Origin of the sequence: Streptomyces sp. BR1, from assembly GCF_052373795.1 — a bacterium.
Lineage (GTDB): Bacteria > Actinomycetota > Actinomycetes > Streptomycetales > Streptomycetaceae > Streptomyces.
Genome location: NZ_CM126252.1, coordinates 1,670,163 through 1,692,079 on the forward strand (window position 1 = coordinate 1,670,163; position 21,917 = coordinate 1,692,079).

Genomic DNA, 21,917 nt, shown 5'->3' on the forward strand with positions numbered 1-21,917 from the left:
CGCGCTCTGCTGTGTACGGAACCGGCTCAGACGTTGAGGGTCATGACCCGGTCGACCGCGATCTCCACGACCACGCGGCCGGGCGGGTTGGGCGGGCCGGACCGGTAGCGCCGGGTGTAGCGGCGCGCGCCCTCGGTGACCCGCACCGGGTCGTCGGCCACCACGGCCGAGCCTTCGAGGGTGACCCAGGCGAACCCGGCCACCTGGCATATCGCGACCCGGCTGCCGGGCGCGGCGATCAGATTGCGCGCCTTGCGGGAGGTGGACACCGTCATCACCCGGGCCAGACCCGCCTGCGCGTCCCAGGTGAACCGCACCGGCGCCACATGCGGGGACCCGTCGGGCCGGATCGTGGTCAGCACGCCGATGTGCGGCTCCGACAGGAATGCCTCCACCGACGCCGACACCTCCGGCGCACTCGTACGCCCCAGGGGCAACGACATCGTGTTCGTCCTTCCGTTTCACTGTGCGACCAGGCCATTGTCAACACCCCGGGCCGCACTGCGTAACCGACTGGGCAACTGCGAACCGCATACCCCAACTGGCGCAAAGTCAGGGCTGGTTCAGTAGGTAACGGCAGGGCATAGTAGAGTCAAACGGAGGGAGGTTCCGTATGCCAACGTCAACGCCAGTCACCGAGAACGGTCCCCGCCGGCTCCGGGCCGACGCGGAGCGCAACCGGGCCAGGGTGCTGAACGCGGCCCGGGAACTCTTCGCGGAACGCGGCGCCAACGTGTCCATGGACGAGGTGGCCCGCCGCGCCGAGGTCGGCGTGGGAACGCTCTACCGGCACTTCCCCACCAAGGAAGCCATGGTCGTGGCGGCCTCCCAGCAGCGCTTCGGCGAGATCCTCACGTACTACCGCACGGTCTGCCGCGAGTCGGCGGAGCCGCTGGAAGCACTGCAGATGCTGCTCACCCGGGTCGGCGAGGTGGAGGCGCGCGACCGGGGTTTCGCCAGCGTCGTCGGCGGCACGCTCGGCTCCGAGGGGCCGCCCAGCACCATGCGCGCCGATCTGGAGGCCGAGCTGGTGGACCTGGTCGGCAAGGGCCAGGCGGCGGGCTCCATCCGCACCGATATCGCGGGCGCCGACATCCTCGCGCTGACCTGCGGTCTCACCTCGATCGTGCATCGGCGCAGCGGCGACTGGCGGCGCTATATCGACATCGTCCTCGACGGTCTGCGCTCGGCGCACGTCACGTCGTAGAAGCTCAGTCCGTCAGTCGGCGCGCCTCGGCGGTGAGCCAGGCGGGGGTGATGACCTCGGCGTTGCCGTCGAGGGCCGCCGCCGCGCGGATCAGGGCGTCGGCGGCGGCCCGGGGGTCGTCGGGCAGGGCGCGGGCGGCCTCGGCGAGGAAGCGGGCCGCCGCCTCCTGCGCCGCTCCGGCGATCTGGAGGGCGGTCGAGGCGCGGTCGGCCGTGGCGGCACACTCCTCCGGGCGGCCGTCGCACCAGTACGCCCAGGAGAGGTTGAGCAGACAGACGCCCTCGGCCCGGGGGCTCTCCATCAGCGAACCCTCGTGGCGGGCCTCTTCGAGGACCATGGCCGCAGGCGCAGGGTCGTCGAGAGCCAACAGGGCCAGGCCCCGCGCGTTCAGCGCGTACGCGACCGCTTCCTGGCTGTCGGCGGCGCGGTAGGCGCGGGCCGTCTCGGCGCCCGCGTCGGCCGTCTCCTGCCAGCGGCCCAGGGTGAGCAGGGCGATGGTGCGCGCGTTGCCCGCGCGGGCGATGGCGAGCAGGTCGCCGCTCGCCCGGGCCAGCACGGCCAGCCGGTCGGCGCCGTCCAGCGCGCGCTCGCCGTCGCCGAGGTAGCTGTGGGCGAGGCTGAGCGAGAGCAGCGCGTGCGCCTCGCGCTCGGCGTCGCCGAGTTCATGGGCCAACTCTGCGGCGCGGGCGAGCGGTTCGACGGTGGCGCCCTGATCCCCGAGCTGGCGGTGGGCGTCACCCAGGCCGAACAACGCGTTCTGCAACGCGGGCCGGTCCCCGAGGCGTTCGGCGAGGGCCGCCGCTTCGCTGAACAGCTCGACCGCCTGCTCCATCGGACCGGCGCTGAGCCGGGCGTGCCCGTACGCGACGGTATGGGCGAGGCGTACCCGCTCGTCGCCGATGTGTCCGTCGACGGCCAGGTGCATCGTGATCGCGGCGAGCACCGAGCCGTGCCAGACGAGCCATTCGCTGATCTCGCCCAGCACCCGCGCGGCGCCGTCGTGGTCGCCCGCACCGACCAGGTGGCCGAACTGCCGACGGTGCGGCTCGACGTCCTCCAGCGTCCGCCAGGCGCCGCGCGGCTTCGCCCGCAGCGCGTACCAGGATGCGATCTGCCGTTCCACCGCTTGCCTCCCGAACGGTCCGTCCCACGGCATCTGGTCGCGGGCGATGTCCGCGTCCAACGGGTGCAGGGCGACGGTCCGGCTCGCCCGGTCCACGGACACCAGGCGTACCCGGACGAGCGCCGTGAGGACCGGGACCACCCGCAGCTCCGGATCGAGTCCGCCCACGATGTGTGCCACCGCGCTCTGTTCCACGGGGGTGCGCAGCGCGGCGAGGACACCGAGGACGGCACGCGCCGGCTCGTCGAGGCGACGGTAGCGGTCCTGCGCGAGGTCCGCGACGACGTCGTGGCGGCGGGTGAAGTCCTGCAACACGTCTTTGAGGCTGGGCAGCAGCACCGTTTCCTCGGCCACCGCGCCGACGAGGAGTTCAAGGGCGCGCGGGACGCCGTGGACCCGTACCGCCGCGTCGAGGAGTTCGTCGTCGGAGAGGTCGGCGATCCCGAGGCTGCCGTCGCGGTCGAGTTCGCGCAGCAGGGCCGCGGCCTCGGCGGGGCGCAGTCCCTCGGAGGGCGGCACCTCGGCGGCGAAGCGGCGAAGTTCGGGCGCCAGACGCACCGGCACCTGGCTGGTGACCAGCAGACGCGGGGTGGTGCGGGCCCGGAACAGCCAGTCCAGGAAGAGGGCCAGCTCCTCGTCCTCGATGCTGCCGTCGTCGCCGAGCAGTTCCTCCACGTTGTCCATGAGGATGACGATCAGCCGCTCGCCCATCGCGTCGAACAGCGCGGCGAGCCGGTCCTGCGCGGTGCCGCCGCCCGCCCAGACCCCGCGCAGCTGCTCCTCCCGCTCGGGGCCGAGCAGCCGGGCGCAGTCGAAGTAGAGCCGCTCCAGGGAGATGCCCGAGGTCCGGGTGGAGAGGTTGACCAGGCCGGACGGGAGGGGTCCTGCGGCAGTACCCGGCCATTGGCCCCGGTCGAGGAGGTCCATGACCTTGGCGGCGAGCGCGCTCTTGCCGATGCCGCGCCGCCCGACGACGGTCACCATACGGATGGCCGGATCGCTCAAGTGCCGTGCGATGACGTCGCTTTCGCGGGTGCGGTTCTTGAACAGCTCGATGCCGTGCGCGACGGGGACACCGACCACTCGTACGCCGGGTGATTCCCCGGGGACGGCGAGGGGCAGGGCCGCCGTGTCGGGGAGCGCGAGCAACCGGGCCAACTCAGCGCGCTCCACGGCGTCGAGCCCGCGCAGCGCGTGGTCGAGACGGACGGCGGTGAGCCGTCCCGGGCCCTCGAAGCGATGGTGTTCGGCGACCACGCCGATGATGCGGCTCCCGGCCCACACCGCCGCGCCCGACATCCCCGCCCACGGCGACGCGGCCGGGTCGGGATCGGTACCGGCCGGTGCCACGGTCATCTCCAGCGTGCCGGTCCGCAGATTGGAGAGCGCCGCCACCGTCCCGTCCGCCACGTGCAGTTCACGGAAGGAGGCACCGTCCCGGCGGCGCCGCTTCCACAGTGGAAACCCGGCGGCGTGTACACCGACCATGCTGTGCCGGTCGTCGGCGATACGCCCGAAGCGGGCAGGTCCGGTGACCACGGGGGTGGTCGCGGGTGCCTCGATGGCGAGCACGGCCAGATCACTGTCGGCATCCGCCCAGGTCACGACCGCCGGAGCCGACCACTCGCCCGGCTGATCGGCGTCGCACCGTACGAGCGTCGAGGTCGCGTCGGCGACCACATGGGCGGCGGTGAGGACCCTGCCGGTGGAGATCCGGTAGCCGGAACCACGCCGTCTGCCGTCGCCGCTCTCGACGATGATCTCGGCGATCCGGTGCGGGTCGAGCCCGTCGGACGGAGGTTCAGCTCTCATCGGGCAGCTCCGCGCCCGAGATCAGCGCGGGGCTGTCGGGTGCGTCGCCGAGCACCGGCTGAAGGGTGAGCTTGATCCGTTGGGTGGCCGTGTGCGCGGAACGGGCGGAGCCGTGGACGTCGAGCACCCAGAACCGCACCTTCGCTCCCGGCTCGCGACTGCGCTCCACTCCCACCGTGAGTTCGAGCTCCAGCTTCTCCGCCTGGAACCGCAGCCCTTCACCCGCCCCGTCCGCCATGGCCCGGCTCAGCTCGCTCCGCAACTGGCCGATCATCTCCGCCAGTTCCACCGCGTCGTCCACTGTCGTCCCCGTCTCGTCCGCCACCGTCCGGCCACGCGCCCGAGGAGCATACCGACGGATCGTCAACTCGGCCCCGGCACTGGCCGACTTACGCGCCCGTACCGGCTCAGGAGCGGAGTTTCGGGGCGTAGCGCAGCAGCACGACGTCGTCGACGGGGCGCGCCTCAAGGAGTTTCATACGGGCCGTGGGGCCACCGGGGTACGGTGCCGGGCCCAGGAACGCCGGTGCAGCGGCCTCGCCCACCAGCAACGGGGCGACGACGAGGTGGAGTTCATCGGCCAGGTCCTGCGCCAGGAGCTGGGTGTGGACGGTACCGCCGCCTTCGACCAGAAGCCGTTCCACCCCACGTCGGCCGAGTTCGTCGAGGAGGCGGGGCCAGTGGAGAGCCGGGCCGGTACTGACGACGTCGGCGAAGGCGCCGAGGGTACGACGGGCCCGGGCGAGTGCGCTGTCCACCGTGAAGACCAGCTTCTCGCCGCCGCAGTGCCAGAACGCGTACGACGCGTCGAGCTCGGCGGACCCGGTGACCGTGACCTTCAGCGGATGCTCCGGCTTGCCGAGCGCGATCCGCCGGGCGCGCCGCCCGGCGCTCGCCACCAGCAGGCGCGGGTTGTCCCGGCGCAGGGTGGTGGCGCCGACGAGGATGGCGTCCGCCGCGGCGCGTTCCTGGTCGACACGGTCGAGGTCGCGCCGGTTGGAGAGCACGAGCCGGTCACGCGAGGTGTCGTCCAGGCGGCCGTCCAGGGAGACGGCCGCTGACAGCAGTACGTACGGGCGTATGGCCATGACCGGGGCGGGTCAGAGCGTGCGGTGGTAGTCGGCCCACGCGATGTGCGACTCATGGAGCCGGACGGTGAGTCCGGTCAGGCCACGGGCGCCGGGGCCGAGGGAGCCGTCGTGTACGCGGGTGGCGATCCGGTCGGCGATGACCTTGGCCAGGAACTCGGTGGTGGTGTTGGTTCCGGCGAAGTCGGGGTCCTCGTCGAGGTTGCGGTAGGACAGGGCGCCGACGATCCCGCGCACTTCCCTGGCCGCCAAGCCCATGTCTATGACGATGTTGTCGTCGTCCAGCTCCGGTCGCTGGAAGGTCGCGTCGACCAGATACGTCGCGCCGTGCAGGCGCTGCGCGGGCCCGAAGACCTCGCCGCTGAAGCTGTGGGCGATCATGAGGTGATCGCGGACGGTGACGGTGAACATGACCTCTCCGGAAGGGCGTTGACGGCGGCTGACGGCGGGCGCGGGTCAGCGGGGGCCGTAGCGGATGCGGTGGCAGAGGCCGGGCAGCGCGCCGTTGGCGATCTCGGCCATGACCTGCGGGAGGTCGTCGAAGTGGGACTCGCCGGTGATCAGTGAGTCGAAGACCGGGTCCCGGAGGAGGTCGAGCGCGAGGGTGAGCCGGTCGGCGGTCGTGCGGCGTGCGCGCCGGTCCGGCGCGATGGCGCCGACCTGGCTGCTGCGCAGCGACAGCCGCCGGGAGTGGAAGAACTCCCCCAGCGGCAGCGTCACCGGCTGATCGCCGTACCAGCTCAGGTCGACCACGCAGCCCTCGGGAGCGAGCAGTTCCAGGGAGCGCCGCAGCCCTGCCTCGGTGGCGCTGGCGTGGAAGACGAGATCGCGGTCGCCGGTCGCGCGTGCCGGATGGGCGAAGGCGACACCGAGCGCCTCGGCGACCTCCGCGCGGGCCGGATCGACGTCGACGAGCTGCACCCGCACCCCGGGGAACCGGGCGAGCAGCGCGGCCACACAGCAGCCGACCATGCCCGCACCCACCACGGCGATGCGGTCACCGATCCGGGGCGGCGCGTCCCACAGCGCGTTGAGCGCGGTCTCGACGGTCCCGGCCAGCACGGCCCGCTCCGGCGGCACCCTGTCGGGCACCGGCGCCAGGGCGTCGACAGGGACCCGGAACCGGGTCTGATGCGGATACAGGCTGAACACGGCCCGGCCCACGAGCCGAGCCGGTCCCTGCTCCACCAGGCCGACATTGAGATACCCGTACTTGACGGGCCCGGGGAAGTCGCCTTCCTGAAACGGGGCACGCATCGCCATGTACTGACTCGCGGGCACCCGGCCGTGGAAAACGAGCGACTCCGTGCCACGGCTCACGCCGGAATACAGCGTCCGGACTACGGCTTCGTCATTAGCAGGCGGGCAGGCGGGCAGGCGGGCAGGCGGGCAGGCGGGCCGAGGTCACGATCTCACCCTGTCCCGGGGAGGTGACCCAGAAGGAGCGTATGTGGCTCGGCACGCGTGTTCCTCTGCTAAGTGGCCCGCCCGCGGGCCGAGTTCCGTGATCCTAGACGACGGTCGCGCCGGAACGGTGAAGCTCAGGGGGAAGCTCACCCCGCCGCCGCGAGCACCAGCGGCAGAACCTCCTCACTGCCCGAACGCCGCAGCAGCCGCGCGGCGACCGCGAGGGTCCAGCCGGAGTCGGTGTAGTCGTCCACCAGCAGGACCGGGCCGGGGGACGCGGCCAGCGCGGCGGCCAGTTCCTCGGAGACGGTGAAGGCACCCGACAGCGCCCGCAGGCGTTGCGCGGAGTTGCTGCGGCGCGCCGTGTGCACCGCATCGCCCGGGCCCGTGTACGTCAGGGTGCCGAGGAAGGGCAGGCGGCCGACCGTCGCGATCCCCTGGGCGAGGGAGCTCACCAGGTGCGGGCGGGCCAGGGACGGCATCGCGACGACTCCCACCGGCCGGGCGATGGCGTCCGGGACGTCAGGTGCCCAGCCGCCCGCCGAGCGCGCCCAGTCGGCGAGGACCGCCACCGCGGCCCGCAGGACGTCGTCGGGGACCGGCCCGTCCGGCGCGTTGTCGGCCAGCAGCGGGCGCAGCCGGTTGCCCCAGCCGATGTCGGAGAGGCGCCCCAGGGCGCGTCCGGTGGAGCACTGCTCCTTGGCCGGGATACGCCCCTTGAGCTCGATGCCGAGCGCGGGCATCCCCGTCGGCCACATCCGGCGCGGCTCGACCTCCACGCCCGGCCGGTCCAGCTCCTTCGCCGCCCCGGTCACCGTCTCCACCGACACGGCGGAATCGGCCCAGGCACCGGCGCAGTTGTCGCAGCGGCCGCACGGGGCCGCCCCCTCGTCGTCCAGCTGCCGGCGCAGGAACTCCATCCGGCACTCGGTCGTGCTCACGTAGTCGCGCATGGCCTGCTGCTCGGCCGCCCGCTGCCGCGCCACCCAGGCGTAGCGCTCGGCGTCGTACACCCAGTCCGCCCCCGTGGCCGTCCAGCCGCCCTTCACCCGCTTCACGGCGCCGTCGACGTCCAGCACCTTCAGCATCGTCTCCAGCCGGCTGCGACGGAGGTCCACCGCCGCCTCCAGGGCCGGTACGGACAGCGGCCGTCCCGCGCCCGCCAGCGCCGACAGGGTCTGGCGGACCTGGACCTCGGGCGGGAAGGCGGTGTCGGCGAAGTAGCGCCAGATGGCTTCGTCCTCCTTGCCCGGCAGCAGCAGGACATCGGCGTGCTCGACGCCGCGACCGGCACGTCCGACCTGCTGGTAGTACGCGATCGGCGAGGACGGCGAGCCGAGGTGGATCACGAAGCCCAGGTCCGGCTTGTCGAAGCCCATGCCGAGCGCCGAGGTCGCGACCAGCGCCTTGACACGGTTCTCCTGGAGGTCGACCTCGGCCTGAAGACGGTCGGCGTTCTCCGTACGACCCGTGTACGAGGCCACCTTGAAGCCGCGCTGGCGCAGGAAGGCGGTCGCCTCCTCGGCCGCGGCGACGGTGAGGGTGTAGATGATCCCGGAGCCCTGGAGCTCGTCGAGGTGCTCGGCGAGCCAGGCCAGGCGGTGCGGGGCGTCCGGCAGCCGGACCACGCCCAGGCGCAGGCTTTCGCGCTCCAGCGGGCCGCGCAGCACCAGCGCCTCACCGGCACCGGTGCCCAGCTGCTCGGCCACATCGGCGGTGACCCGGGCGTTCGCGGTCGCGGTGGTGGCGAGCACCGGCACACCGACGGGCAGCTCGGTCAGCATCGCCCGCAGCCGCCGGTAGTCCGGCCGGAAGTCGTGCCCCCAGTCGGAGATGCAGTGCGCCTCGTCCACCACGAGCAGACCGGTCGTGGCCGCGAGCTTGGGCAGCACCTGATCGCGGAAATCGACGGAGTTGAGCCGTTCCGGACTCACCAGGAGAACATCGGTCTCGCCGCGCTCGACCTCCCCGTAAATGGCGTCCCACTCCTCGGGGTTGGCCGAGTTGATGGTGTGCGCGCGGATACCGGCCCGCGCCGCCGACTCGACCTGGTTGCGCATCAGCGCGAGCAGCGGGGAGATGATCACCGTCGGTCCGGCGCCGCGCCGGCGCAGCAGAGCGGTGGCCACGAAGTACACCGCCGACTTGCCCCAGCCGGTGCGCTGCACCACCAGGGCCCGCCGGCGCTCCTGGACCAGAGCCGCCACCGCCTGCCACTGGTCCTCGCGCAGCCGCGCGGAACCCCCCGGGTCGCCGACCAGCTCGGCGAGGATGGCGTCGGCTTCGGCACGCAGCTCCTGGTTGCTCATGCCCCCCATGCAACCGCACACCACTGACAACGGCCCAATCCCCCGCCGCGAGGATCGGGCCTGGGCGTGTTTCCGCTGGTCCCTGCCGTACGGAGGGGACAGGTGTGGCGCCGATGGCGTGACCGCGGGTGCGGCTGGGCAGGGATATGAGCGTCATACCCTCCGATTCCAGTCAGCGGCGCCATTTGCTCGTTGCCGCGCGCCAGCGCGCCAGCGAGAATTGGAGCCGCGCCTTCACGCTTCGCCCGGTGTTCACGGGCCCTGCCGTGCTGCGCCCTCACCCGACCCTGCCCGCACTGTGGGCGCGTATCCGGAAGGGAGGACCGTGACCTTCGGATTCGCTCCGTCCGCAGCCTCGGCGGCCTCGTCGTCGCTCGCCTCCGCCGGCTCCGCCAACCGCCTGGGCCGCACCCTGGAACCCGCCGAGTGGGCCTCGGCAGGGATCCCGCTGCTGCGCAACCCGCGCGAGGTGGTGAGCGGACTGCACGCCCGGCACCATCCGACCCCGTCGACCGCCGTCGTCGCCGTCCTCGACCACGAGGAACGGCTCGCCGCCAGCGCGTCGTTCGCGCGGCGCGCGATACCCGCCGACGGCTGGGAGCTGCGCAACGCGCTGCTCGCGCATCTGCGCCGGGTGATCCCGCACGACCTGCGCCGCCGCACCCCCGTACGCACCGCCGTACTGCTCTACTGCCGTGACGGCGACGAGCGTTGGACGGAGGAGGACGGCGCGTGGATGTGGGGCCTGCGGGATGCCTGCACTCTGCACGGGCTGCGCTGCGGCGCGTACATCACGCTGACGCGCGCGGGCTGGCAGGTACTGGGCGAGGGCCGCGGCGGCCGCCGCCCCAGCTCCACGAGTCCCGCGACCTCCCTGGCGGAAGCCGTCACGGACCCGACCCCGTTCCCGCTGCGCACGGCGGGCGGAGCACCGGAGCCACTGCGCAAGGTGGCAGCACGCTGAGCGCTCCGCGTGGTGGTGCGGATATTCGTCTGCGGACCGTGCGTGGCTGGTCGCGCAGTTCCCCGCGCCCCTAAAAGCGAGCGCGGAACCGCATCGACCATCCACAAGTGGGGCGCCCGTTGACGGACAACCCCTATACGCCCGAGCCCAACGCCGAGTTGATCCGCTGCGGGTCGCCGCAGACGATCAGCAGCGCGCCCGCCCGCTCGCGGGCGAGAGGCAGCGCGACCGCCACGTCGTCCCCGCCGTTGACGGCGACGATCACCACGGGCCGGGCCGAGGCCCGGGCGACCGAGGAAGCGGACGCGTAGAACACGTCGTCGCGGGCGTCGTGCTGGGCCCAGTACGACGCCTCCCCGAAGGACAGCTCGTGCGCCGCCCACGGGTGCTGCTCACCGGTGGTGAGGACCAGGATGTCGCCCGGTGCGCGACCGGTGTCGAGCAGCAGGTCCACGGCCTCACCGGCGGCGTCGAGCGCACCGTCGGCGGGGGCGGGGATCAGCTGGATCTGCGGGCCGGAGGTGTTCTCCGAGCGGGTTGCCTGGGGCTGCGCGGCACTGTGGGTGCGCTGCGCGGGGGGCGTGGGCCGGGCGGGACCGGGACCCGGGTGTCCGGGACGCGGTGCGGCCGCGGTACGCGGACCAGGAACGGGACGGGGGGTCGGCGCGGTGCGGCCGGCGGCCGGAGTGACGCGGGGACCCTGGGCGCTCTCGTGAATCTGAGGCTCCTCGGGGATGAGAGGCATGAGTGAATGTCTATCAAACGCCGGTGAAGGGAACACCACCGGGTGGGCACAAAAGTGCGATCGGGGCGGAGTCTCCCCGTAAAGGGCGGGGAAAGTCCAGGGATTTCAGAAGTCGAAGCCGAGCTGGCCCCCGCTTTCCAGTGCGGCCGCCGCCGCGGAGACCCGGACCTTCTTCAAGTGCCGCCACTGGGGCAGCGCGTCGAGATACGACCAGGACAGCCGGTGGTACGGGGTGGGACCCCACTCCACCAGGGCCGTCTTGTGCGTGGGCGAGGGGTAACCCGCGTTGTCGGCGAAGCCGAACGCCGCGTACTCCCCTGCTTCTCCCCCCAGTTCGGCCATCATCGCGTCCCGGCGCACCTTGGCGATCACCGAGGCGGCCGCGACCGCGATGCAGGACTGGTCCCCCTTGATGACGGTACGGACCCACCACGGGTCGCCGAGATAGTCGTGCTTGCCGTCGAGGATCACCGCCTCCGGCCGTACCGGAAGCTGATCGAGCGCGCGTACGGCGGCGAGACGGAGCGCGGCGGTCATTCCGAGCTCGTCGATCTCCTCGGGCGAGGAGTGCCCCAGTGCGTACGCACTCACCCAGGATTCCAGCTCCCCGGCCAGTTCGAGGCGGCGCTTGGGGCTGATCAGCTTGGAGTCGGTCAGGCCCTCGGGCGGTCGGCGCAGCCCCGTGATGGCGGCGCACACCGTGACGGGACCGGCCCACGCCCCGCGTCCGACTTCGTCGACACCGGCGATGATCTTGTAGCCGGTGGTGGCGCGGATCGAGCGCTCGACGCTGTGGGTGGGTGGTTCGTACGGCATGGCGCCAGCAAGGTTACGCCGCCGCGGCCGCCGATGACACCCCGGCCCGCCCGCCCCGCGCGATCGGGCCGGTCAGCGCGTGACCGGCCGCAGCAGCGGGACCAGCACCCGGTCGACCATCTCGGCGACCGCCTCGTCGGGCCATTCGCTGCCGCGCACCTTCGAGCGGAACATCATCAGCCCCGGAATCACGTCGAAGATCACCTCGGCGATGGCGTCGGGCCGTACGTCGCCCCGCTCGGTTCCCTGCCGTATGGCCTGCGCGAAGAGCCGCTGAGCGGGCGCGACCATACGTTGCAGCACCATGCCGTGGAACCGTTCGGCGCTGGCGGCGTCGCATTCGTAAAGCACCGAGCGGAGCGCGAATCCGGAGCGTGAGTACATCGCGTCCCGCAGCCGCAGACAGAGCCGGTAGAGGTCCTCGCGCACCGATCCGTGGTCGTCGGCGTGATCCAGGTCGGGCAGCCCGGAGCGCAGGGCGTCGACGACCAGCTCCTCCTTGGACGACCAGCGCCGGTACAGGGCGGCCTTCCCGGTCTGCGCACGGGCCGCCACACCCTCCATCGTCAGGGCGTTCCAGCCGACCGTGCTCAGCTGCTCCAGGGTCGCATCCAGGATCGCCCGCTCCAGGACGGGCCCCCGGCGGCGCGGCGAGACCGGCGGGGCCTCGTCGGCCGCGGGCGGTCGCGAAGTAGCCATCGTCTTCTCTCCGTTGGGGGACGTCATGACGGGCGTCATGGGGGACGGTATGCCCTCATGGTGGTCGTCTCCCGATCGTTTGACCAGGACGGCCCCAACTCCCCTTAGAGAACGATTGCGTTCCTTGTTTTCCGCTCGTTACAGTCGTCGATAGTGAACGGTGGCGTTTCCTAACACCCCTCAAGGGGACGACATATGACGTCGGAACAGATAGACGCACAGCCCCACTCCCCGGCCCCCGAACCCGGCCCCCCACGCGCGGACCACAAAGGCATAGCCCTCGCCGTCATCGCGATGTGCCAGCTGATGGTGGTGCTCGACGCGACGATCGTGAACATCGCGCTCCCCCACATCCAGACCTCCCTCGGCTTCTCCACCAGCGACCTGACCTGGGTCATCAACGCGTACGCGCTGACCTTCGGCGGGCTGCTGCTGCTCGGCGGGCGGGCCGGCGACCTGCTCGGCCGGCGCCGGATGTTCATCACCGGCATCCTGCTCTTCACCCTCGCCTCGCTGCTCGGCGGCTTCGCCCAGGAGCCCTGGCAGCTGCTCGCCGCCCGCGCCCTCCAAGGCGTCGGCGGCGCCATCGCCTCCCCCACCTCGCTCGCCCTGATCGCGACGACGTTCCCCGAAGGGCCCGAGCGCAACCGGGCGTTCGGCGTCTTCTCCGCCGTCTCGGCGGGCGGCGGCGCCATCGGCCTGATCGCGGGCGGCATGCTCACGGACTGGCTCAACTGGCGCTGGGTGCTCTTCGTCAACGTCCCCATCGGCCTGGTCATCGCCGCCCTCGCGCCCCGCTACATCAGGGAGTCGCAGCGCCACTCCGGCTCCTTCGACCTCGCCGGCGCCTTCACCTCGACGGGTGGCATGGCCGCGCTGGTGTACGGGTTCATCCGCGCCGCGAACGACGGCTGGCGCGACGGCGGAACGCTCGCTTCCTTCGGCGCGGCCGTGGTCCTGCTGCTCGCCTTCGTCGCCGTGGAGCGCCGCTCGGCGCAGCCGATCACGCCATTGCGGATGTTCGCCGACCGCAACCGCTCCGGCACGTACGTGATCATGCTGAGCCTGGCGGCGGCCATGTTCGGGATGTTCTTCTTCATCGTGCTCTTCGTGCAGAACGTGCTGCACTACAGCCCGGTCAAGGCGGGTGTCGCGTTCTTCCCGTCGACGCTGGCCATCGTCCTGGCGGCGGGTCTCGCGACGACGTTCCTGCCCCGCATCGGCCCCAAGCCGATCGTGGTCGGCGGCTCGCTGATCACCGGGGGCGCGATGGCCTGGCTGACGCTGATCAAGCCGGACAGCACCTACGCGGGCGGGATCATCGGCCCGCTGCTCCTGTTCGGCTTCGGCATGGGCCTCAACTTCGTCACCCTCACCCTGACCGCGGTCTCCGGCATCGCCGAGCACGAGTCGGGCGCCGCGTCCGGGCTGCTCAACACCACCCAGCAGGTCGGCGGCGCGCTCGGCCTGTCCATCCTGACCACGGTCTTCGGCACCGCGAGCCGCAACGAGGGCAAGACCCAGGTCAAGGACTTCCTCGCACACGGCTCACCCGAGCAGAAGGCGGCCTTCGCCAAGTCGCATCAGCTGCCCGCCCCTTGGAGCGACGAGGTCCTCGCCCATGGCATCGGCACGGCCTTCATCGCCGCCGTGGCGCTGGTCGCGGTCGCCGCCGTGGTCGCCCTGTTCGTCATCCAGGTACGCAAGAGCGACCTCGAAGCCCTGAGCGGCCGGACCGGGGCTCCGGCCGGGTAGAGCTCAGCGCGGCGCGGTCGCCGGTACCCAGTCGGGCAGCTCCTCGGTCCGCTCCAGCCACGCGGCCGGGGGCGCCCCGGCGGAGGCCGCGGCGACCACACCGCCGACGATCGCGCAGGTCGTGTCGATGTCGCCGCCCGCCTGCGCGGTCGTCCAGAACGCCTTCTCGTACGCCCCGAGCCCGCGCGCCGCGGACCACAGCGCGAACGGCACGGTGTCGTGCGCGCTGGTGCGCCGCCCGCAGCCGAGCACGGCGGCGACCGTGGTCGCGTCCCCGTAGTCGAGCATGTCCCGCGCCCGCCGCAGCCCCGCGCCGACCGCACTGCGCGGCACCAGCGCGACCACGCCGTCCAGGAGGTCACCCGGACTCGGCGGGCCCGCCGGAGCGGCCACGAGAGCGGCGGCCGCGGCCACCGCCATCGCGCCCACCACGGCCTCGCGGTGCTGGTGGGTGGTGTACGAGGAGATCTCGGCCTGATGCGTGGCCTGCTCCGGGTCGTCGGCGTACCAGGCACCGAGCGGCGCGATCCGCATCGCGGAACCGTTGCCCCAGGACCCCTGGCCGTTGAAGAGCCCGGCGGCCAGCTCGCGCCAGTCGCCGCCCTCCCGGATCAGCCGCAGCATCCGGTTCACGGCCGGGCCGTACCCCCGGTCGAAGTCATGGTGCTCGGCGAAGGAGCGGGCCAGGAGGTCCTGGTCGATCCGGCCGCTCGCGGCCAGGACGGCCACGACCGAGCAGGCCATCTCGGTGTCGTCGGTCCACTGCCAGCGGCCGGCGGGCAGCTCGCGGCGCTTGAGCAGCGGATAGTTGGCGGGAACGAAGAACTGGGAGCCCAGGGCGTCTCCCACGGCCAGTCCGCGCAGGCTGGCCAGCGCGCGTTCGAAGCGCACTTCGAGTGTGGAGTCAGCGGTCATCGCACACCCACTCTAACCGGAGATCCCATACGGCTCGGGGACGCGCCAGCGGGCGAACGGCCGGTCCAGGGTGTAGCGCCCGTCCGTACCGAGAAGGAGCGTGCGCGTCTCCGCGTTCCCGGGGTTGGACAGCGACTCGAAGTCGGCCACCGTCCAGTGGAACCAGCGCATGCAGAACAGCCGCATGGTCAGCCCGTGGGTGACGAGCAGGACGTTCGGCGGATGGTCCGGCGCCTCGAAGCTGCGGTACAGACTCTCCAGGAACGACCCCACCCGGTCGTACACATCCGCCCCCGACTCGCCTTGCGCGAAGCGGTAGAAGAAGTGCCCGTACGCGTCCCGGTAGGCCTTCTGCAGGCGTACGTCGTCGCGGTCCTGCCAGTTCCCCCAGTCCTGCTCGCGCAGCCTCGGCTCCTCGCGGATGCGCACCAGGTCCGGGTCGAGCCCGAACTCCCGGAACGTCTCATGGGTGCGGCGGTACGGCGAGACGTACACACTGACGCGCTCGCGCCCGAATATCTCGCGCAGCCGCTCCCCGCTCGCCCGGGCCTGGCGCCGCCCGGTCTCGGTGAGCCGCAGCGCGTGGTCCGGCTCGCGCTCGTACACGGTGTCATCGGTGTTCCCCTCCGACTCGCCGTGCCGGACGAGGACGATGCGACGCGGTCTTGCCATGCACAAACCCTAGATCGCCGCGCGCGCGTTCGAGCACTCGTCCGGGCCCGTACGGCGTACCGGGGCCTCCGGTGCATGTCCGGTCAGACCGTCCAGGTGGGATTGAGGTCGACGACGTCGCCCGTGAGCGCCGCCACATCGGCCTCCGTCTGGGCGCGCAGCGACAGCCGCTCGACCCGGTCGGCCCGGTATTTTCCGTGCTCGGCGGCGGACTGCCACATGGAGAGCACCAGGAACTCGTTCCCCGGCGCCTCGGCGAACACCCCGCGCAGCATTCCCGGCGACCCGGCCATCGCCGGGTTCCAGATCTTCTCCTGCGCCAGCGCGAAGTGCTCGACCCGGTCCTCGTACACCCGGCAGTGCGCGACCCGCACCACGTCGGCGTCCGTGAAGCGCGGCTCGAAGCCGGTCTTCACGTCGAAGCGGTGGGCGAAGAGCACGGCCCGGGCGTCCCGGTAGGTGCCGGACTGGGCGGCCGCGAGCCGGTCGTGCGCCCGCGCCATGAACGAGTCGTAGAACGGCCGGCTCTCCCAGAACGTGAACACATGGGCGACATCCGGCCGCCCCCGGCTCCACCCGCCGCCCTGGCCCCGGAACCCCGGCTCCCCCAGCAGCCCCGCCCACTTCCGCTGGCCCCGGTCGAAACCGGGACGGTCGACGACGGTGCAGCGAATCCACTTGACCAGCACCGCGCCATCGTACGGCGCGGAGCCCGGCCCCGGTCACGCTCCGGCGGACCCGCCCGGCCCGAGCTCGGCGAGACGTACGACCTCGTCGTCCGTCAGCACGATCCCGAACACGTCGGTCAGGACCCGCCCCAACTCACCGGCGGGCACGGTCACTTGCTCGACCGAACCGTCCGTACGGGTGGTGGTGAGCTCATCACGCACCAGCGCGCGACGAACGTCGGGCGCCCTGCGCTGCGCCACCACCTGGCCGACGAACTTGGACGCCGGATGCGAGGAGCTGTAGTGGTTCATGACCGCGAAGTCGGCGGGGTAGAGCCGCTGCGGGGCGAAGGCGTACAGCCCCACCCACCCCTCGGGCCGCAGCGAGCTCAGCACATGGATGCCGTCGTCCTCGGCGGTGATCCCGAACGTCCAGCCGCCCTGCTCGACCACCGCGCCGTCGCGCAGCGGCACCGGCTCCAGCGGGCCCTGGCTGCCGAAGCCGGTGTCGCACAGCCACTGCTCTCCGTCGACGGTGACGACCAGCAACGCGTGCGTGACCGGCGGCAGTACGGCACCGCGCGTCCGGTTGCGCGCCCCGCGCGCCACCACCTCGAAGCCGAGGCGCTCCACGACGGCGGCGAAGAGCGTGTTGTGCTCATAGCAGTAGCCCCCGCGCGACTGCTCCACCAGCTTGCGCTGGATGCTCTTGACGTCCAGCGGCACGGGTCTGCCGAGCGCCACGTCGAGGTTCTCGAAGGGTATGCCGACCGTGTGCGCCCGGTGCAGGGCACGCAGCGTGCTCAGCGTCGGCGCCGTACCGCCCTCGTACCCGGTCCGCGCGAAGTACGCGTCCAGGTCGATCTCTTCACCGTTCCACATCTCCAACCTCCTGGATATCCAGGGGCCTTCGTGGCCCCCGCCCACCACAATGATCGTGCCACGCGCGCGAAGAGCGTGGCAGCATGGGGAGATGAGCATCAGCAAGGGGCTCGACAAGGTCGAGGTGGCACTGCGCTGGGACCCCAGTCCCGTGGGGGCGCCGGACCACGACCTCGATGTGATCGCCGCCGTCTACCCGGCCGGGGCGCCGTACGGGCCGCCCGCCTATCTGGTGCACTTCGACAGCCGCTCCCCGGACGGAACGGTGTATCTCAGCCGCGACAGCACGACCGGCCAGGGCTTCGGCGACGACGAGGTCATGACCATCGAGTTCGCCCGCCAGCCCGAGGCCCACGCGCGCGTGGTGGTGGGCGTGGTGATCCAGCAGCACGCGGGCAGACTCGTCTTCGCCGACATCGCCGCCCCGGGCGTACGGATCCGCGAGGGCTACACCCTGCTCGCCGAGCACGACTTCTCGGCGGTGGCGGGAAGTACGGCAGCGGTGGTGGCCGAGTTCGTGCGCGCCGAGTCCGGCGCCTGGGAGTTCCACCCGTGCCTGCGGGGCTTCGACCTGGACCCGGACGCGTTCACGGTCGCGATGGGCTCGGCCGCGTAACGCCGAAGCGGGGACCGGCAGTTGACCGGTCCCCGCTCCTTCAGGGCCTTTCAGCCCTCAATGACACTCGCCGTGTCAGCTGCAACCACTGGTCGAGCCGCAGCCCTCGCAGATGTAGCAGGAACCGGCCCGCTGCATCTTCGTACCGCAGGAGAAGCAGAGCGGCGCGTCGGCGCTGACACCGAGCTGCATCTCGACGAGCTCGGCCGAGTTGTGCACGACCTTGGGGGCCTCGACGACCGCCGGCTTGGGCGCGGCCACGGCCTTCAGCGTCTCGGTGTGACGCGGGGCGGACTGGGCCAGGCCCTCGACGTCCACCTCCTCGTCCTCCAGGGCCGGCTCGTACGAACCGGTGTCCAGGTGACGCTGGCGCTCCTCGGCGGAGTGGATACCGAGGGCGGAGCGCGTCTCGAACGGCAGGAAGTCCAGCGCCAGGCGGCGGAAGATGTAGTCGACGATCGACTGCGCCATCCGCACGTCCGGGTCGTCCGTCATACCGGCCGGCTCGAAGCGCATGTTGGTGAACTTCGAGACGTACGTCTCCAGCGGCACGCCGTACTGCAGACCGACCGAGACGGCGATCGAGAAGGCGTCCATCATGCCCGCGAGGGTCGAGCCCTGCTTGGACATCTTCAGGAAGACCTCGCCCAGACCGTCGTCCGGGTAGGAGTTGGCCGTCATGTAGCCCTCGGCGCCACCGACCGTGAAGGAGGTGGTGATGCCCGGGCGGCCCTTGGGCAGACGCTTGCGGACCGGGCGGTACTCGACGACCTTCTCGACGGCCTTGCGGATCTCCGCCTCGGCCTTCTCGGTGACCTCCGCCTTCTCCTTCTCCTTGGTCTTGGCGGAGAGGGGCTGGCCGACCTTGCAGTTGTCGCGGTAGATCGCGAGCGCCTTGACGCCCATCTTCCACGCCTCGAAGTAGACCTCCTCGACGTCCTCGACGGTCGCCGTCTCCGGCAGGTTGACCGTCTTGGAGAGCGCGCCCGAGATCCACGGCTGGATGGCCGCCATCATGCGGACGTGGCCCATCGCGGAGATGGAGCGCTCGCCCATCGCGCAGTCGAAGACCTCGTAGTGCTCGGTCCTGAGACCGGGGGCGTCGATCACATTGCCGTGCTCGGCGATGTGGGCGACGATCGCCTCGATCTGCTCCGGCTGGTAGCCCAGGCGGCGCAGCGCCTGCGGGACCGTGCCGTTGACGATCTGCATCGAGCCGCCGCCGACCAGCTTCTTGAACTTGACCAGCGCGAGGTCGGGCTCAAGGCCGGTGGTGTCGCAGGACATCGCCAGACCGATGGTGCCGGTCGGGGCGATGACCGACGCCTGGGCGTTGCGGAAGCCGTTCTTCTCGCCGAGGCGGACGACGTCCTGCCAGGCCTCCGTGGCGGCGGCCCAGATCGGCGAGTCCAGGTCGTCCATGCGGACGGCCTTGGTGTTCTCGTCGGCGTGCTGCTTCATGACGCGCTGGTGCGGCGCGGCGTTGCGGGCGTAGCCGTCGTACGGGCCGACGACCGCGGCGAGCTCCGCGGAGCGCTTGTACGAGGTGCCGGTCATCAGCGAGGTGATGGCGCCGGCGAGCGCGCGGCCGCCGTCCGAGTCGTACGCGTGGCCGGTCGCCATCAGCAGGGCGCCGAGGTTGGCGTAGCCGATGCCGAGCTGGCGGAAGGCGCGGGTGTTCTCGCCGATCTTCTGGGTCGGGAAGTCCGCGAAGCAGATGGAGATGTCCATCGCGGTGATGACCAGCTCGACGACCTTGGCGAACCGCTCGACCTCGAAGGACTGGTGGCCCTCGCCGTCGTCCTTGAGGAACTTCATGAGGTTCAGCGAGGCGAGGTTGCAGGACGTGTTGTCCAGGTGCATGTACTCGCTGCACGGGTTCGAGCCGTTGATCCGGCCGGACTCCGGGCAGGTGTGCCAGTGGTTGATGGTGTCGTCGTACTGGATGCCCGGGTCGGCGCAGGCCCAGGCCGCCTCGGCCATCTTGCGGAAGAGGGACTTGGCGTCGACCTCTTCGATGACGTCACCGGTCATCCGGGCGCGCAGCCCGAACTTGCCGCCGGTCTCGACCGCCTTCATGAACTCGTCGTTCACGCGGACCGAGTTGTTGGCGTTCTGGTACTGGACGGACGTGATGTCGTCGCCGCCCAGGTCCATGTCGAAGCCCGCGTCGCGCAGCGCGCGGATCTTCTCCTCCTCCTTCACCTTGGTCTCGATGAAGTTCTCGATGTCGGGGTGGTCGACGTCGAGGATGACCATCTTGGCCGCGCGGCGGGTGGCACCACCGGACTTGATGGTGCCGGCGGAGGCGTCCGCGCCGCGCATGAAGGAGACCGGACCCGAGGCGTTGCCGCCGGAGGACAGCAGTTCCTTGGAGGAGCGGATACGGGAGAGGTTCAGGCCGGCGCCGGAGCCGCCCTTGAAGATCATGCCCTCTTCCTTGTACCAGTCGAGGATCGACTCCATGGAGTCGTCGACGGACAGGATGAAGCAGGCCGAGACCTGCTGCGGCTGGGGCGTGCCGACGTTGAACCACACCGGCGAGTTGAAGCTGAAGATCTGGTGCAGGAGGGCGTACGCCAGCTCGTGCTCGAAGATCTCCGCGTCGGCGGGCGAGGAGAAGTAGCCGTGGTCCTCACCGGCCTTGCGGTACGTCTTCACGATCCGGTCGATGAGCTGCTTGAGACCGGTCTCGCGCTGCGGGGTGCCGACGGCTCCGCGGAAGTACTTGCTGGTGACGATGTTGACCGCGTTCACCGACCAGAAGTCGGGGAACTCGACGCCACGCTGCTCGAAGTTGATCGAGCCGTCGCGCCAGTTGGTCATGACGACGTCACGGCGCTCCCAGGCCACCTCGTCGTACGGATGCACGCCCGGAGTGGTGTGGATGCGCTCGATGCGCAGACCCTTGCTCGCCTTGGATCCCTTGGTGCGGGATCCTCGTGCCGGGCCGCTCGCCGTCTCTGTCATGCCGCCTCCCATACGCGGGCGAAAACGCCCAGAAGTGCCCGAATGTTCCCGTGGCACGGTGTCTGTCTTGTGCCCCGGGCGCCGCGCAGAGCGCCCGTTGCAGGTCCTGGATTGCCGCCGGTGGGCGGCCGGGCCGCCGGTCAGTCGGCGGCGGTGGCGGGCACGGGGACCTCGGGGGTCACTCCGGCCACGCGCGCGTCCGCGAGGTTCGCGGGAGGCCGTTGTTCGCGGAGTTCCGCGATGGCGGCCTCGAAGTCTTCAAGGGTGTCGAATGCCCGGTACACGGACGCGAAGCGCAGGTACGCGACGAGGTCGAGCTCCTGCAACGGGCCGAGTATGGCCAGCCCCACGTCGTGGGTGGTCAGCTCGGCGCTGCCGGTGGCGCGCACCGCCTCCTCGACCCGCTGGCCGAGCTTGGCGAGGGCGTCCTCGGTGACCGGCCGCCCCTGGCACGCCTTGCGGACGCCAGAGATGACCTTGGTGCGCGAGAAGGGTTCAGTGACGCCCGACCTCTTGATCACCATCAGCGAGGCCGTCTCCACCGTCGTGAAGCGACGGGAGCAGTCGGGGCACTGACGGCGCCTGCGGATCGACGTGCCGTCGTCGGTGGTCCGGCTGTCGACGACACGGCTGTCGGGGTGCCTGCAGAAGGGGCAGTGCATAAATCCCAACCCTCCTTCACAGCACGACTGAATAGCCCCGCCAGGCCCGTTGGGCCCCGCGAAGCAGCCACAAGCATAGGCGATGGCCGCGACCCCGAAGGACCAAGACCACAACTTCTGGGTGACTGCGTCCATCCAACCACTACATCTGGGGTTTCGCCGTCATCACCCCACTACCGCGTGTCGCGGCGCGGCCGCATACGGAACACCTCGTACCGGCTTGATTCCGGGCCGTGTTCGCCCGCCGCCGCCACAGGGCGACGAAATGTCGCCGCAGGGCGACGCGAATGAGGAACGGGCGCGCCCCGCCGGGGTTTCCTCCAGTCCGGATGGCAAACTGGGTGACCGGTATCGACCACCGCGCCGCCGTCGTACGTACGTCGTACGTACGTCGTACGTACGCAGGGTGCGGCGGTCGTCGGCGGAGCCTTCGGGGGCGTCGCCCCGGCGTTCGGCTCCGGATGTGGTTCCCGTGGTGAAGGGTACCTAATCGACCGAATTGCCTGCCGGTCGACCCCCGTAAAGGGGGCTCGCATACACCCCGCCCCATAATCGCGTCACGCTTTCTGCGATTTTTCACTCGAACGTGTGTTTGGCGCAACCTTTC

At 71.2% G+C, this 21,917-nt stretch carries 19 protein-coding genes and 1 pseudogene; 4 read left to right on the top strand and 16 right to left on the bottom strand.

The window, feature by feature from the left end:
• Positions 1-26: 26 nt before the first annotated feature.
• Complete coding sequence (locus tag ACT1U9_RS06860; protein ID WP_188275494.1) at positions 27-443, bottom strand: pyridoxamine 5'-phosphate oxidase family protein; 417 nt, start codon at positions 441-443, stop codon at positions 27-29.
• Between the two features lie 170 nt (positions 444-613).
• Here ACT1U9_RS06860 and ACT1U9_RS06865 point away from each other — a divergent pair, with 170 nt between their 5' ends.
• Positions 614-1,207, top strand: coding sequence for a TetR/AcrR family transcriptional regulator (locus ACT1U9_RS06865; protein WP_188275495.1), 594 nt, complete (start codon positions 614-616; stop codon positions 1,205-1,207).
• A gap of 4 nt (positions 1,208-1,211) precedes the next feature.
• Here the strand turns inward: ACT1U9_RS06865 and ACT1U9_RS06870 are convergent, their stop codons facing one another.
• The 6 genes and pseudogenes from ACT1U9_RS06870 to ACT1U9_RS06895 form a co-directional block, all read right to left on the bottom strand.
• A complete protein-coding gene (locus tag ACT1U9_RS06870; RefSeq protein WP_444537481.1) occupies positions 1,212-4,142 on the bottom strand; it encodes a trypsin-like peptidase domain-containing protein in 2,931 nt (976 codons plus the stop codon).
• Positions 4,132-4,467, bottom strand: a complete 336-nt coding sequence (locus ACT1U9_RS06875) for a trypco2 family protein (RefSeq protein ID WP_444537482.1) — start codon at positions 4,465-4,467, stop codon at positions 4,132-4,134. The genes ACT1U9_RS06870 and ACT1U9_RS06875 overlap by 11 nt, the downstream gene beginning before the upstream one ends.
• Positions 4,468-4,549: 82 nt before the next feature.
• Positions 4,550-5,230 (bottom strand): RibD family protein, encoded by a 681-nt coding sequence (locus ACT1U9_RS06880; protein ID WP_444537483.1) that lies wholly within the window; start codon positions 5,228-5,230, stop codon positions 4,550-4,552.
• A 12-nt stretch (positions 5,231-5,242) separates the two neighbouring features.
• Positions 5,243-5,641 (bottom strand): 6-pyruvoyl trahydropterin synthase family protein, encoded by a 399-nt coding sequence (locus tag ACT1U9_RS06885; protein WP_444537484.1) that lies wholly within the window; start codon positions 5,639-5,641, stop codon positions 5,243-5,245.
• 45 nt (positions 5,642-5,686) lie between these two features.
• Positions 5,687-6,692 (bottom strand): annotated as a pseudogene (locus ACT1U9_RS06890) (zinc-dependent alcohol dehydrogenase).
• A 91-nt stretch (positions 6,693-6,783) separates the two neighbouring features.
• Positions 6,784-8,946 carry a RecQ family ATP-dependent DNA helicase gene (locus tag ACT1U9_RS06895; RefSeq protein WP_444537485.1) on the bottom strand — a complete coding sequence of 721 codons (2,163 nt, stop codon included), beginning with the start codon at positions 8,944-8,946 and terminating at the stop codon, positions 6,784-6,786.
• Between the two features lie 325 nt (positions 8,947-9,271).
• Here ACT1U9_RS06895 and ACT1U9_RS06900 point away from each other — a divergent pair, with 325 nt between their 5' ends.
• The gene (locus tag ACT1U9_RS06900; protein WP_444537486.1) at positions 9,272-9,910 is read left to right on the top strand and encodes a hypothetical protein; all 639 of its coding nucleotides are present in this window, start codon (positions 9,272-9,274) and stop codon (positions 9,908-9,910) included.
• A 133-nt stretch (positions 9,911-10,043) separates the two neighbouring features.
• Here ACT1U9_RS06900 and ACT1U9_RS06905 read toward each other — a convergent pair whose 3' ends face one another.
• From ACT1U9_RS06905 to ACT1U9_RS06915, 3 genes are all read right to left on the bottom strand, one after another.
• Positions 10,044-10,655 (bottom strand): hypothetical protein, encoded by a 612-nt coding sequence (locus ACT1U9_RS06905; RefSeq protein ID WP_444537487.1) that lies wholly within the window; start codon positions 10,653-10,655, stop codon positions 10,044-10,046.
• 105 nt (positions 10,656-10,760) lie between these two features.
• On the bottom strand, positions 10,761-11,471 hold the full coding sequence (locus ACT1U9_RS06910) for a ribonuclease HII (protein ID WP_444537488.1): 711 nt from the start codon (positions 11,469-11,471) through the stop codon (positions 10,761-10,763).
• A gap of 72 nt (positions 11,472-11,543) precedes the next feature.
• Entirely contained in the window at positions 11,544-12,170 is a 627-nt protein-coding gene (locus ACT1U9_RS06915) for a TetR/AcrR family transcriptional regulator (protein WP_444537489.1), read from the bottom strand.
• Between the two features lie 195 nt (positions 12,171-12,365).
• On the opposite strand from ACT1U9_RS06915, the gene ACT1U9_RS06920 reads away from it, so the two are divergent.
• Entirely contained in the window at positions 12,366-13,925 is a 1,560-nt protein-coding gene (locus ACT1U9_RS06920) for an MFS transporter (protein ID WP_444537490.1), read from the top strand.
• A gap of 3 nt (positions 13,926-13,928) precedes the next feature.
• Here ACT1U9_RS06920 and ACT1U9_RS06925 read toward each other — a convergent pair whose 3' ends face one another.
• The 4 genes from ACT1U9_RS06925 to ACT1U9_RS06940 all read right to left on the bottom strand — a co-directional run bounded on the left by ACT1U9_RS06925 (position 13,929) and on the right by ACT1U9_RS06940 (position 17,062).
• Positions 13,929-14,840: an ADP-ribosylglycohydrolase family protein gene (locus ACT1U9_RS06925; RefSeq protein WP_444537491.1), complete on the bottom strand. Its 912-nt coding sequence runs from the start codon at positions 14,838-14,840 to the stop codon at positions 13,929-13,931.
• Positions 14,841-14,852: 12 nt separating this feature from the next.
• Positions 14,853-15,512, bottom strand: a complete 660-nt coding sequence (locus ACT1U9_RS06930) for a histidine phosphatase family protein (RefSeq protein ID WP_444537492.1) — start codon at positions 15,510-15,512, stop codon at positions 14,853-14,855.
• An 83-nt stretch (positions 15,513-15,595) separates the two neighbouring features.
• Positions 15,596-16,201: a YdbC family protein gene (locus ACT1U9_RS06935; protein ID WP_444537493.1), complete on the bottom strand. Its 606-nt coding sequence runs from the start codon at positions 16,199-16,201 to the stop codon at positions 15,596-15,598.
• Between the two features lie 33 nt (positions 16,202-16,234).
• On the bottom strand, positions 16,235-17,062 hold the full coding sequence (locus ACT1U9_RS06940; RefSeq protein ID WP_444537494.1) for an arylamine N-acetyltransferase family protein: 828 nt from the start codon (positions 17,060-17,062) through the stop codon (positions 16,235-16,237).
• 91 nt (positions 17,063-17,153) lie between these two features.
• Between ACT1U9_RS06940 and ACT1U9_RS06945 the strand changes: the two genes are divergently transcribed.
• Positions 17,154-17,678, top strand: coding sequence for a TerD family protein (locus tag ACT1U9_RS06945; RefSeq protein ID WP_444537495.1), 525 nt, complete (start codon positions 17,154-17,156; stop codon positions 17,676-17,678).
• A 75-nt stretch (positions 17,679-17,753) separates the two neighbouring features.
• Here ACT1U9_RS06945 and ACT1U9_RS06950 read toward each other — a convergent pair whose 3' ends face one another.
• Positions 17,754-20,648, bottom strand: a complete 2,895-nt coding sequence (locus ACT1U9_RS06950; RefSeq protein WP_444537496.1) for a vitamin B12-dependent ribonucleotide reductase — start codon at positions 20,646-20,648, stop codon at positions 17,754-17,756.
• Positions 20,649-20,788: 140 nt separating this feature from the next.
• Positions 20,789-21,310: a transcriptional regulator NrdR gene (gene nrdR, locus ACT1U9_RS06955; protein ID WP_188275511.1), complete on the bottom strand. Its 522-nt coding sequence runs from the start codon at positions 21,308-21,310 to the stop codon at positions 20,789-20,791.
• Between the last annotated feature and the right edge of the window lie 607 nt (positions 21,311-21,917).